The 11,464-nt window shown below is 72.5% G+C and carries 11 protein-coding genes; 2 read left to right on the plus strand and 9 right to left on the minus strand.

Annotated elements, in window-relative coordinates:
* Positions 1 to 19: 19 nt before the first annotated feature.
* The 5 genes from ACIRYZ_RS35640 to ACIRYZ_RS35660 all read right to left on the minus strand — a co-directional run bounded on the left by ACIRYZ_RS35640 (position 20) and on the right by ACIRYZ_RS35660 (position 5,458).
* Positions 20 to 1,315, minus strand: coding sequence for a DUF445 domain-containing protein (locus ACIRYZ_RS35640; RefSeq protein ID WP_402952361.1), 1,296 nt, complete (start codon positions 1,313 to 1,315; stop codon positions 20 to 22).
* 332 nt (positions 1,316 to 1,647) lie between these two features.
* The gene (locus tag ACIRYZ_RS35645; RefSeq protein ID WP_402952362.1) at positions 1,648 to 2,469 is read right to left on the minus strand and encodes a hypothetical protein; all 822 of its coding nucleotides are present in this window, start codon (positions 2,467 to 2,469) and stop codon (positions 1,648 to 1,650) included.
* 277 nt (positions 2,470 to 2,746) lie between these two features.
* Positions 2,747 to 3,706 (minus strand): ATP-binding cassette domain-containing protein, encoded by a 960-nt coding sequence (locus ACIRYZ_RS35650; RefSeq protein WP_402952364.1) that lies wholly within the window; start codon positions 3,704 to 3,706, stop codon positions 2,747 to 2,749.
* Positions 3,707 to 3,780: 74 nt separating this feature from the next.
* Positions 3,781 to 4,608, minus strand: coding sequence for an ABC transporter permease (locus tag ACIRYZ_RS35655; protein WP_402952366.1), 828 nt, complete (start codon positions 4,606 to 4,608; stop codon positions 3,781 to 3,783).
* On the minus strand, positions 4,601 to 5,458 hold the full coding sequence (locus ACIRYZ_RS35660) for an ABC transporter permease (RefSeq protein WP_402952367.1): 858 nt from the start codon (positions 5,456 to 5,458) through the stop codon (positions 4,601 to 4,603). Before ACIRYZ_RS35660 ends, ACIRYZ_RS35655 begins: the two co-directional genes overlap by 8 nt.
* A gap of 283 nt (positions 5,459 to 5,741) precedes the next feature.
* Here ACIRYZ_RS35660 and ACIRYZ_RS35665 point away from each other — a divergent pair, with 283 nt between their 5' ends.
* The gene (locus tag ACIRYZ_RS35665) at positions 5,742 to 8,075 is read left to right on the plus strand and encodes a transglycosylase domain-containing protein (RefSeq protein WP_402952369.1); all 2,334 of its coding nucleotides are present in this window, start codon (positions 5,742 to 5,744) and stop codon (positions 8,073 to 8,075) included.
* A gap of 1 nt (position 8,076) precedes the next feature.
* Here the strand turns inward: ACIRYZ_RS35665 and ACIRYZ_RS35670 are convergent, their stop codons facing one another.
* From ACIRYZ_RS35670 to ACIRYZ_RS35680, 3 genes are all read right to left on the minus strand, one after another.
* The gene (locus ACIRYZ_RS35670) at positions 8,077 to 9,258 is read right to left on the minus strand and encodes a winged helix DNA-binding domain-containing protein (RefSeq protein ID WP_402952370.1); all 1,182 of its coding nucleotides are present in this window, start codon (positions 9,256 to 9,258) and stop codon (positions 8,077 to 8,079) included.
* 108 nt (positions 9,259 to 9,366) lie between these two features.
* A complete protein-coding gene (locus tag ACIRYZ_RS35675) occupies positions 9,367 to 9,669 on the minus strand; it encodes a GroES family chaperonin (protein WP_380611508.1) in 303 nt (100 codons plus the stop codon).
* 185 nt (positions 9,670 to 9,854) lie between these two features.
* Positions 9,855 to 10,196 (minus strand): DUF3618 domain-containing protein, encoded by a 342-nt coding sequence (locus tag ACIRYZ_RS35680; RefSeq protein ID WP_380611447.1) that lies wholly within the window; start codon positions 10,194 to 10,196, stop codon positions 9,855 to 9,857.
* Positions 10,197 to 10,360: 164 nt separating this feature from the next.
* Between ACIRYZ_RS35680 and bcp the strand changes: the two genes are divergently transcribed.
* Positions 10,361 to 10,834: a thioredoxin-dependent thiol peroxidase gene (gene bcp, locus ACIRYZ_RS35685; RefSeq protein ID WP_402952372.1), complete on the plus strand. Its 474-nt coding sequence runs from the start codon at positions 10,361 to 10,363 to the stop codon at positions 10,832 to 10,834.
* 195 nt (positions 10,835 to 11,029) lie between these two features.
* Here bcp and ACIRYZ_RS35690 read toward each other — a convergent pair whose 3' ends face one another.
* Positions 11,030 to 11,290 carry a hypothetical protein gene (locus ACIRYZ_RS35690; protein WP_402952374.1) on the minus strand — a complete coding sequence of 87 codons (261 nt, stop codon included), beginning with the start codon at positions 11,288 to 11,290 and terminating at the stop codon, positions 11,030 to 11,032.
* Between the last annotated feature and the right edge of the window lie 174 nt (positions 11,291 to 11,464).

Raw genomic sequence — 11,464 nt, forward strand, 5'->3', positions numbered from 1 at the left:
CGACCGGGGACGCCGGGGTTCACCCCCCGAGCGCGATCGCCACGGTGTGGATCAGCAGCCCGGCCAGGGCGCCGACCACCGTGCCGTTGATCCGGATGAACTGCAGGTCACGCCCGACGTTGGCCTCGATCTTGCGCGAGGCGTCGTCGGCGTCCCAGCTCGCCACCGTCTCGGAGATCAGCGAGGTGATCTCGGTCCGGTAGGTGTCGACCAGGTACTGGGCGGCGTCCTGGAGCCAGCCGTCCACCTTGGCCTGCAGCTTGGCATCGGTGGCCAGGCGCCCGCCGAAGCCGCGCACGCCGTCGCGGATGCGCCGGCGCAGTTCGCTGTCCTCGTCCTCGGCCGCGCCCATCACCAGCGTGCGCACGGCCGCCCAGGTGGAGTTGATCAGGTCCTGCACCTCGGGGCGGGCCAGCAGCTCGCCCTTGGCCCGCTCGACCCGGGCGATGGTCTCCGGGTCGGTCTGCAGCTCGGTGGCGAAGTCGGCGAGGAAGTTGTCGATCGCCCCGCGGGCCGGGTGGTTCGGGTCGTCCCGGATGTCGGTGACGAAGCGCAGCAGCTCCTTGTAGACCCGCTCGCCGACCTGGTGGTCGATGAACTTCGGCGTCCAGCCCGGGGTCTTCTGGGAGACCTTCCGGATCACGTCCTCGTGGTTGGCGGTGAGCCAGCCGTGAGCCCGGACGGCCACCAGGTCCACCACGCCGTGGTGCCCGCCGTCCGCGACCACCTTGCCCAGCATCCGGCCCATCGGCTCGGCCACCGAGGTGGCGGCGGCCCGCCGGGTGACCGCCTCGGCGACCACCGCCCGCACGTCGTCGTCGCGCAGCACCGCGAGCACCCCGCGCAGCGCCGCCGAGGCCTCCTTGGTGACGCGTTCGGCGCTGCCCGGCGCGGCCAGCCACTCCCCCAGCCGGCGGCCGATGCCGAGCGCCGCGAGCCGGCCGCGCACCACGTGGCCGGCGAGGAAGTTCTCGCCGACGAACTCGCCGAGCGAGCGCCCGAAGGCGTCCTTCTTGGTCGGGATGATCGCGGTGTGCGGGATCGGCAGGCCGAAGGGGCGGCGGAACAGGGCCGTCACCGCGAACCAGTCGGCCAGCGCGCCGACCATGCCCGCCTCGGCGGCGGCCGCCACGTACCCCGCCCAGGCTCCGGCGCCGGCCGCCTCGGCCCAGGTGGAGAGGGCGAAGACCAGGGTCGCGAAGGCCAGCAGGCCGGTCGCGATGGTCTTCATCCGGCGGACGCCGCGTCTCTTCTGTTCGTCGGACGCGGTGAACCGGACCCCGGGGCCGGTCCCGCTGAAGGCTTCGTCACTCACCCCGCCAGTCTGCCCGTTGCCCGGCGCGGACGGGGGCGTGCCCCGCGATCGCACGCCCCTCGATCGCACGCCCTCACGCCGAGCGTGCTGCCGGGACCACACGCCCCCCACACCGAGTTCGGCCCCGCGCCCGGTGGAGGAGCCCGGAGCCGGCGGCCGGGGCGCCCGGCGCTCCCGGGCGCGACGGCGCCGGTGGAGACCGTGGCGTGGCGGCCCGCAACCGACCGCCCCGAGCGCGATGAGCGCGCCGGTGACCCGGTGGCCCTTCAGCGCGCACCGGACGGCCGACGACAGGCCCGGCTCGTCCGGCCCGACGACTCAGCTCTCCCGGCTCATCCCCGTCCTCCGTTCACCGAGTTGGCGAGCCGGCGCCACACCGTCGAGCGCCGCAACCCGCGCCGCAGCCGCTCCGGGACGACGCCGCGCCACAGCTGCTGGGCCGCGTTGAGCGGCACGACGGCCTCGACCAGGGGCTCCTCGCCCAGCAGGAACAGCCCGTCCGGCAGGCCGAGCCGGGCGTCCCGGAACGCCGGATAGCCCGCGTAGCGCCGCCGCCTGTCCGCCACCACCGGCGGCTCGCCGTGCGCGGCCTCGTAGCGGATCTGGTCGCGCAGCGCCTCCGGCCTTGCGGCGGCGGCGAGTTCGAGCCGTACCCGGGCGGCGACCGGCAGCCGGTGGTACACCGTGCGGGCGCCGAAGCGCTCGATCATCCGGCCGACCTCCTCGCACACCCGCCGCTGCAGCCCGTCGTCCAGCAGCAGGAAGCCGTCCTGGAGCAGCCGGGGCACGTCCCAGGCGAAGCTGCGGGCCCGGATGTCGTCCAACTCCTCCCCGTCGACGGCGAGTTCGACAGCCACTTGCTGCAACACGACGATCCCGCGCAGCCGGTCCAGCACCCCGGCCCGCTCGGTGACGTTACCGAGGTCCTCGCGCAGCGCCAGGACACAGCAGTCGCAGTCGGCGAGCACGGACACCCGGCCCGCCCGCAGACAGGCCTCCGGGGTGAACGGCTCCGGGCCCCAGGCGTCGGCGGAGGCCGCCGGGCCACCGGAGTCGGGCTGGTGCACCACCCGGAACAGCCCGGGGTGCCGGGCGGCGTACTCGTCCAGCAGCGCTTCGCCACCGTCCGCGGAGCCGTCGTCGGCGGCCATCATCTCCGGCCGCCCGGCGCCGGCGTCCGCCCGACCGGCGAGTCCAGGCAGGCGGTGAGGTGCGGCATGGTGTCGCAGGCCGCGACCACCACGGTCACGTCGGGTACGGACATCGGGCGGCGGGCCTCCGGTGCGCGGTTTCGGCGAGGGCTGCACCGTCAACTCGGCCGCCCGCCGGGGAGTCACGTGTCCTCCCCGGACGGGTGACGGGCCCCGGACGGGTGGCGAGGCCCGAACGTGCGCCCGAACGGCCGGAGATCAGCCGGAGATCAAACGGAGATCAGCCGATCGCGACCTCGGCGTACATCCGCGCGATCACGTCCTCGATGGCCGGCTCCCGCACCGACAGGTCCACCAACGGGTACCGTGCCGCGACCGCCGCCACGATCGGTGCCGCGCTCTCCCGGGCCGGGAAGGCCAGCCACTGCCGCGGCCCCTCGACCTTCACCACCCGCGTCCCGGCCACCTCGATCGGCGGCCGGGCCTCGGCGAGGTCGACCACCAGCGTGCGCTCACTGCGCCCGGTGGTGTGCAGCCCGTCCAGCCCGCCGTCGTGGACCACCCGGCCGTGGTCGATCACCATCACCCGGCCGCAGAGCTGCTCGATGTCGGTCAGGTCGTGGGTGGTGAGCAGCACTGTGGTGCCCCGGTCGCGGTTGACCTCGCGCAGGAACTCGCGCACCCGGCCCTTGCTGACCACGTCCAGGCCGATGGTGGGCTCGTCCAGGTAGAGCACCTGGGGGTCGTGCAGCAGCGCCGCCGCGAGGTCGCCGCGCATCCGCTGGCCGAGTGAGAGCTGTCGGACGGGCGTGTCCAACAAGCCGTCCAGGTCGAGCAGTTCGATGCAGCGGCCGAGGTTCTCGCGGTAACGCCGGTCGGGGATGCGGTAGATCCGGCGGGCGAGCTCGAAGGAGTCGCGCAGCGGGAGGTCCCACCACAGGGTGGTGCGCTGGCCGAAGACGACGCCGATCCGGCGGGCCAGCGCGACGCGCTCGCGGGCCGGGTCGACCCCGGCGACGCGCAGCCGTCCGGCGCTGGGGACGAGGATGCCGGTGAGCATCTTGATGGTGGTCGACTTGCCGGCGCCGTTGGGCCCGATGTAGCCGACGCACTCGCCGGCCTCGACGGTGAAGCTCAGCCCGTCGACCGCGCGCACCTCGCGCTTGGTCCGGCTGAACCGGCCGGTGCGGGCCCGCACGGTGAAGGTGCGGTGGACGTCCTGGAGTTCGATCAGTGACACGGTGATTCCTCAAGGGAGGCACGGCGTGAGGCAGGGCCTTGCGGAAGGCCCTGCCTCGCGCGAGGTACGAGGGGTCAGCTGCCGGTGCCGCGGTAGGCGCGCAGTCCGGCCCGCCAGGCGAGCCCGGCGGCGGCGACGCACAGCGCGGCGGCGACCGGGGAGGCGTACTGGAAGGCGGTGGGCAGGCCGAGCGGGTCGGGCCGGCCGAGGATGTGCAGGGCGGGCAGCCAGTTGACGAAGGCGAGCGGGACGCCGAAGACCACCCCGGCGACCAGTTCCTTGGCGAAGACGGTCGGCGGGTAGTGCAGGAGGGTCGCGCCGCCGTAGGTGAAGGAGTTCTGGATCTCCTTGGACTCGCCCCACCAGAACTGGACGGTGGCGCCGCCGATGTAGATCGCGCCGAAGATGACGCTGCCGCACACCAGCAGGACGGGCACCAGCAGCACCCGGTCCCAGGTCCAGTGCACGTCCAGGGCGGCCAGCGACCAGGCCAGCACCGCCGTGGCCTGGAGCGGGCGGCCGAGCCGGCGCAGGGTGAAGCGTTCGGCGCACAGCTGGGAGAGCGCGGGCGCGGGGCGGATCAGCATGGTGTCCAGCGTGCCGCTCGTGATCCGCACGCCGAGGCCGTCGGCCGAGCCGACCAGCAGGTTGGCCATGCCGAGGGAGAAGGTCGCGGTGGCGTAGAGGAAGGCGATCTCCGGCAGGTTCCAGCCGCCGAGTTCGTCGGTGTGCCGGAACATGATCACCAGCACGACGAAGTCGAGGGAGTGGGTGACCAGGCTGGCCAGGAGGTTCAGCGTGAAGGAGGCCCGGTAGGCCATCATCGAGCGCATCCACATCCGGGCGCAGAGCCACCAGGAGCGGACCGCCCAGGACGTGCGCGCGGCGAGGGGCTCAGCCACCCTGAACCACCACCCTGCGGGTCGCCAGCCACTGCGCGCCCCGCCCGGCGGCGAGCAGCGCGGCCGCCCAGCCGAGCTGGAAGCCGAGCTCCGGGAGCAGTCCGGTGCCGGTGGCGCGCTCCAGGAAGACGTCGGTCGGCACCTTGATCAGCGCCGCCCAGGGCAGCACCCGGCCGAGGTCGCCGAGCCAGCCGGGGAAGAGCGCGATCGGCAGCAGCATCCCGGAGAAGAACATCGAGACCACCAGCATCACCGCGCGCACCCCCTCCGAGTCGTGCAGCCAGAAGCCGGTGATCGAGACCAGGAACCGCAGCCCGAAGCTGACCAGCAGCGCCAGCAGTCCGGAGAGCAGGAAGAACGCCCAGGTCAGCGGGTGTTCGGGCATCCGGGTGCGGAACACCAGGGCGCCGACCAGCATCGGCACGGTGCCGCGGATCAGCGCCTGGAAGGCGGCCCGGCCGAGGTCGGCGGCCAGCCACCAGCCCTGGAAGTCGACCGGGCGGTAGAGGTCGACGGCGATGTCCCCGGAGCGGAAGCGGTCCTGGACGTCGTCCTGGAAGCCGCCGCCCCAGACCGCGATCGTGACCAGCAGGCCCTGGCTGACCCAGATGTAGGTGACGGCCTGGCTCTGGTCGTAGCCGCCGAGGCCGGGGCGGGCCTGCCAGAGGGCGAGGAAGGAGGAGGCGAGGATGATGCCGAAGACGGTGTTGGTGAAGGTGCCGGCCAGGGTGGCGGCCCGGTAGGTGGAGTAGCGGCGGAAGGCGCCGCGGGCGACGGCGGCGTAGAGCCAGAGGGGGGAGCCGGCGGCGGTATCAGGGGGCTTCGCCCCCACCGTGACACCGTTCTGCATATTGTCTCCTTGTCGACAAATACGGGCAGACGAGTGCCCGCACGCGTGTCAGCGCACGACCCATCAGCCCCGACCGGCCCCACCCGGGGGTACCGGGCCGGACGGACGGAGCTGCCAGACGTGGGCACGCTATGTGGTTCGCACCTTTCACCGTACCGTCGGCCGTCCCGGCCCGCACCCGGATTCCCGACACACCCCGGGGTGCACAACCCGCCGCACACAACCGCGCAGTTCAGGAACCCTGCCAGCGCTGATCGGACGTCATATAGCAGATAATCTCGGCATGACCTTGAGCACCCGACGCCAGGCCAAACGGGCCGCCCGCCGCGAGGCCCGCCGCGCCCTCCCCCTCTGGCGCCGGCTCCTGCCCACCTGGCGGGTCACCCTCGGCACCCTCACCGCACTACTGCTGCTCGCCGTCGGCGCCTTCGCCGTGCTCTACGTCATCGTCCCGGTGCCCGACCCCAACGCCCATGCCGTCGCCCAGAACAACATCTACCTCTACTCCGACGGCACCACCGAGATCGCCCGCACCGGAGCCGTCAACCGCACCGACGTCACCATCGACCAGATCCCGCTGCAGACCCAACAGGCCGTCGTCTCCGCCGAGGACCGCACCTTCTACCAGAACCGCGGCATCGACCTGAAGGGCATGCTCCGGGCCGGCTGGAACACCCTGCTCGGCAAGGGCATGCAGGGCGGCTCCACCATCACCCAGCAGTACGTCAAGAACTACTACCTGACCCAGGACCAGACCTTCGAACGCAAGGGCCGCGAACTCTTCATCGCCCTCAAGGTCGACCAGCAACGCGACAAGAAGGAAATCCTGGCCGGGTACCTCAACAGCAGCTACTTCGGCCGCGGCGCCTACGGCATCCAGAGCGCCGCCAAGGCCTACTACGGCGTCGACGTCTCCGGGCTCACCCTCGGCCAGGGCGCCTACCTCGCCTCCCTGCTCCAGGCCCCCAGCCTCTACGACGTCAAGACCGCCACCCCCGCCAACCGCGAGAAGGCCGTCGCCCGCTGGCACTACACCCTCGACGGCATGGTCCAACTCGGCTTCCTCACCACCGTCGACCGCGCCGCCACCACCTTCCCCGAGCCGATCGACCCCCAGCCCGCCACCGGCCTCTCCGGCCAGGCCGGCTACCTCGTCGGCGTCGCCGACGACTACCTGATCTCCTCCGGCACCATCGACGCCCCCACCCTCAAGGCCGGCGGCTGGCGCATCACCACCACCTTCGAGAAACCCCGGCAGGACGCCTTCGTCAAGGCCGTCCAGAACGAACTCACCGACGAACTCGACCCCAGGACCCGCCCCACCACCGACACCGACGTCCGAGTCGCCGGCGCCTCCGTCGACCCCGCCACCGGCCGCGTCGTCGCCGTCTACGGCGGCCCCGACTACGCCAAGCAGCCCTACAACGACGCGCTGCGCCAGGACAACCAGATCGGCTCCACCTTCAAACCGATCGACCTCGCCGCCGGCCTGATCGCCCAGCACACCCTGGACGGCCGCCCGATCACCACCGAGACCCGCTACGACGGCAGCAGCGAACGCCCCGTCACCGGCGGCCCCACCCCCTACGCGCCACCCAACGAGGACGACGTCGACTACGGCAACATCACCCTGCGCTACGCCATGGTCAAGTCCGTCAACTCCGTGTACGCCCAGGAAGGCGTGGACGCCGGACTCGCCCGCGTCCGCGAGACCGCCGTCAAACTCGGCATCCCCGACAGCGTCCGCGGCATGGACCCGACCAACACCTCGATGACCCTCGGCACCGCCACCCCCAGCGCCCTCGACCTGGCCGGCGCCTACGCCACCTTCGCCAACCACGGCGAGGCACACACCCCCTGGTCCGTCCTCAAACTCGAACGCGTCAACCCCGGCGGCGCCGTCGACGTCCCCAAGATGCCCGAACACAAGCCCACCACCGCCATGGACCGCAGCATCGCCGACTCCGTCACCGACGTGCTGCGCGATGTCGTCAGCCCGCGCGGCACCGGCGCCGCCGCCCTCGACCTCAACCGCCCCGCCGCCGGCAAGACCGGCACCACCGACTCCAACCTCTCCGCCTGGTTCGCCGGCTACACCCCCGAACTCACCACCACCGTCGGCCTGTTCCGAGAGAACCCGAAGAGCCACGCCAAGGAACCGCTGGCCGGCACCGCCGGCCTCACCCGGATCAACGGCGGCGCCTTCCCCACCAAGATCTGGACCGACTACATGACCACCGCCCTCAACGGCACCACCCCCCAGCAGTTCGACCTGCAGACCGGCCGCAGCAACCCCGACCCCGACAACTGGACCCCCACCGGCACCCCCAACAGCACTCCCCCGAGCGCCGGCACCACCCCCGGCACCGCCGCCACCCCCACCGGCGCCCCCGCGCCGACCACCCACCCCCACACCCCCAGCACGCCCCCCACCACCGACGCACCCGCACCCGGCCCGGCCGCCCCCAGCCCGCAGAACCCGGATCCCACCCCCAGCCAGGAAGAACAGCCCAGCCCCACCGCCCGCCCCACCCAGACGACCCGGCCGACCAAACCCACCAGCCAGCCCACCACCACCGCCGGACCCACCAACTCGGCCACGGCACCCGCCCAGTGAGCTACTTCCCGGCGACCAGCTCCCGCTCCAACCCCGTCCGGAACCGCGGCGTCACCCGCACCTCCCCCAGCCAGCCCGCCAGCCGCTCCGCCTCCGCCGCGACGGCCCGCCCGGCCTGCGCCCCGACGTCCCGGAACAGCCGCCACACCACCTCACCGTCCGCCCGCTGCGCCCAGCCGCCCACCACCTCACCGCACCACCACACCGTCGGCCCGGCATTGCCCGCCCGGTCGAACAGCGCCGGCACGTCCTCCGGCCGCAGGTACCAGTCCCGACCGCGCCAACCCATCACCGCCGGGTCCAACGCCGGCAACAGCGCCGCCCACGGTTCCGGCGCCGACACCGGAGCCTCGTCCCCCACCAGCACCAGCGCGGCCGAACCGTCCACCAACGCCACGTCCCGCGCCCCGACGTCCACCAGCGCCCTGCGGACCTCCCCCAGCGTCCAGCCCGTCCACCACTTCACGTCCTCGACCGTCGCCGGACCGTACGCCGCCAGCCAGCGCCGCACCACCTCCGCCTTCGCCTCCCGCACCGGCACCTCCCGCCACTGCGGCACCAGCGCCCACGGATAGCTGCTGCTCAGCCAGGACCCGCGCGGACGGCAACGGCGCACATGCCCGTCCGAGGCCAACAGCCGCAGCAGCCGACTGCCCACGCTCTGCCTCGCCTCGTACGGCTTGCCCGCCGACATCAGCATCGTCTCGCGCAACTGCGGGACATCGTCCCCGAGTTGCCTGGTCGTCGCCTCACCCCGCCGCCCCAGCGCGGCCAGCACCTCGCGCTCCGCCTCCGCCAACCGGGCCTCGTCCCAGCCCTCGGCATGGTCCCGCAGATGCTTGAGCAGCGTCGCCCGCTCCTTCAGCGCGATCGCCCGCGCCGCCGCCGAACTCACATACGGGGCGAACCCCTCCGTCACCGCGAAGATCGTCCGCCGCATCGACAGCAACTTCACCAGCGAGACGTCCTCGTACAGCGCCCGGTCCACCTCCGCCGCCGAAGGATCGGCCAACCGAGCACAGGCCGACAGGTACACCGTGGCCGCGTCCGTCGCATGCAGCCCGACCACCGCGTCGGCCACGTCCTCCACCCGCGCCGCCCGCACCGAGGGCGCCAACAGCTGCCGCCGCCCCAACCGGGCCCGCCGCTCCGCATCGCCGATCACCGGCACAGCCTCGCTCATGCCCGGACCCTAGCGCCCGCCTCCGACAAGCTGCGCCCACACGGCCCCCGAGCACGCCGACGGGCGCCGTCCCGGGACGGCGCCCGCCCTCACGTCACACGCCCCCGGTCACAGGTACAGCCCGGTCGACCCCTCCGTGTCACCGAAGCGGGTCGCGGCAACGGCGTGCAGGTCGCGCTCGCGCAGCAGCACGTAGGTGGCGCCCCGGACCTCGACCTCCAGCTTGTCCTCCGGGTCGTACAGCACCCGGTCACCCGGCTCCACCGCACGCACGCTCTGGCCCACCGCGACGGCCTCGGCCCAGGTGCACCTCTTGCTCAGCTCAGCGGTCGCCGGGATCAGGATGCCGCCGGTCGAGCGGCGCTCACCCTCGCTGCCCTCGGTGCGCACCAGCACGCGGTCGTGCAGCATCCGGATCGGCAGCTTCTCGCCCAGCCGGTCGTGCCGCACGGGCTCGTGCTCCTGCTCGGAACGGGTCGGTTCGTCGTTCGTACTCACGATCCCGAAGGTACCGCCCCCGGACGCAAAGCGTGACGCCAGCCCGGCATACGGAAGGCCGGGCCCCCACGGGCGCCCGGCCGTTCCGGCACCGCCGTTCAGTCCTTGCGGCGCCGACGGGAGGAGGCGATCAGCAGCACCAGGCCCACGCCGACCAGCGCGGCCGGGACGACGCGCTCCCGGCGCGGCTGCCCCTTCTCGTCCACGAACTGCGCGCGGACCTTCTCCACCAGGCCGTTCGCGGCCACGTACGCCCGGCCCGCCTTCTCCTCGACGGTGGCCATCGCCTTCGCCTTGACCTGGGCGGAGACGGTGCTCGGGTGGATCCGCACGGCCAGCTCGTCCAGGGTCTCCGCCAGCCGGTCGCGGGTGCGCTCGATGTCCGCCTCGATCTGGGCGGTCGTCCGCTCCGGCTTGTCCTGCGTGCTCGCCTCGCCCACTCGGGCCACCCCATTCACTTGCCGATGTCGTCCTGGTCGTCCTGCGTGACTGACCCAGTTTGTCAGCTGCCAAGTACGGCCGCGCGGCCCCACCCACCAACGGAGGTAAGTTTGCCGTGGTACGACCGCCCGTCCCAGCCGCACGCACCAGGAGAGTCCATCCCATGACTGAGCGTCTCCAGCCCGGCGACACCGCGCCCGCCTTCAGCCTGTCCGACGCCGACGGCAACCAGGTCTCCCTCGCCGACCACCTGGGCCGCAAGGTCATCGTCTACTTCTACCCGAAGGCCCTCACCCCGGGGTGCACCAAGCAGGCCTGCGACTTCACCGACAACCTGGAGGTCTTCGCGGGCGCCGGCTACGACGTCATCGGCATCTCGCCGGACCAGCCGGAGAAGCTCGGCACGTTCCGCGAGGCCGAGGACCTCAAGGTCACGCTGCTGTCCGACCCGGACCACGCCGTCCTGGAGGCGTACGGCGCCTACGGCGAGAAGCAGAACTACGGCCGCACCTACCTGGGCGTGATCCGCTCCACCGTGGTCGTCGACGAGCAGGGCAAGGTCGAGCGCGCGCTGTACAACGTCAAGGCCACCGGGCACGTCGCCAAGCTGCTGCGCGACCTCAAGGTCGAGGCCTGATCACTCCGAACGAAGCGGTGACGGCACACCCCCCGACCGGGTGCGCCGCCACCGCCGTCCCTCACCTCGACGGGCCGCCGTCAGGTCAGCAGGCCCCGAGGTCGCTCCAGACGCCCCAGGCGCCCCCGGCGGTAGGGTCGTCGCCCTTGGTCCACCACTTGTTCTGGTAGTAGTGGCCCTTCCAGGACACCTTGGTCAGCGTCGCATAGGTGGTGCCCGCATCCCAGCCGGGGCGGCCGTGCAGGCGCCCGAGGTCGGGGTCGGGGTCCCGGTGGGAGTCGGGGTCGCGGTGGGAGTCGCCATCCGGGTCGGGGTGGAGGTCGGGTTCGGCGTACCGCCGTCCACCGCGCCCCGGGTCAGGTCGCCCTTGATCCCGTACAGCGTGCCGCCCACGTTGACCGTCCGGTTCGACGGGGTCGAGACCGGCACGAAGTCCGGCCGCCGGTCTCGGTCCAACTATCCACCAAAATCAGGGTATTGACGTTCGGGTACTGCTTCATCAACTCTCGGGGCCGAAGGACTCCGTTGGGAAATCCGCAAACCGCTGATGAACAGTTGTCCGGGCTGCCATGATCGGCCTGTTCGTCGATCGAGGGTGGGACTGGGTGTCGTTGGAGTCGCGGGCTGATC

It is taken from the genome of Kitasatospora sp. NPDC101155 (assembly GCF_044768305.1).
Classification (GTDB): domain Bacteria; phylum Actinomycetota; class Actinomycetes; order Streptomycetales; family Streptomycetaceae; genus Kitasatospora.

Bases quoted from the DNA above. Each gene is read 5' to 3' on its own strand.
- ACIRYZ_RS35665 (WP_402952369.1), top strand. From the start codon at position 5,742: ATGACCTTGAGCACCCGACGCCAGGCCAAACGGGCCGCCCGCCGCGAG.
- ACIRYZ_RS35670 (WP_402952370.1), bottom strand. From the start codon at position 9,258: ATGAGCGAGGCTGTGCCGGTGATCGGCGATGCGGAGCGGCGGGCCCGG.
- bcp (WP_402952372.1), top strand. From the start codon at position 10,361: ATGACTGAGCGTCTCCAGCCCGGCGACACCGCGCCCGCCTTCAGCCTG.
- ACIRYZ_RS35660 (WP_402952367.1), bottom strand. From the start codon at position 5,458: ATGCAGAACGGTGTCACGGTGGGGGCGAAGCCCCCTGATACCGCCGCC.
- ACIRYZ_RS35645 (WP_402952362.1), bottom strand. From the start codon at position 2,469: ATGATGGCCGCCGACGACGGCTCCGCGGACGGTGGCGAAGCGCTGCTG.
- ACIRYZ_RS35675 (WP_380611508.1), bottom strand. From the start codon at position 9,669: ATGCTGCACGACCGCGTGCTGGTGCGCACCGAGGGCAGCGAGGGTGAG.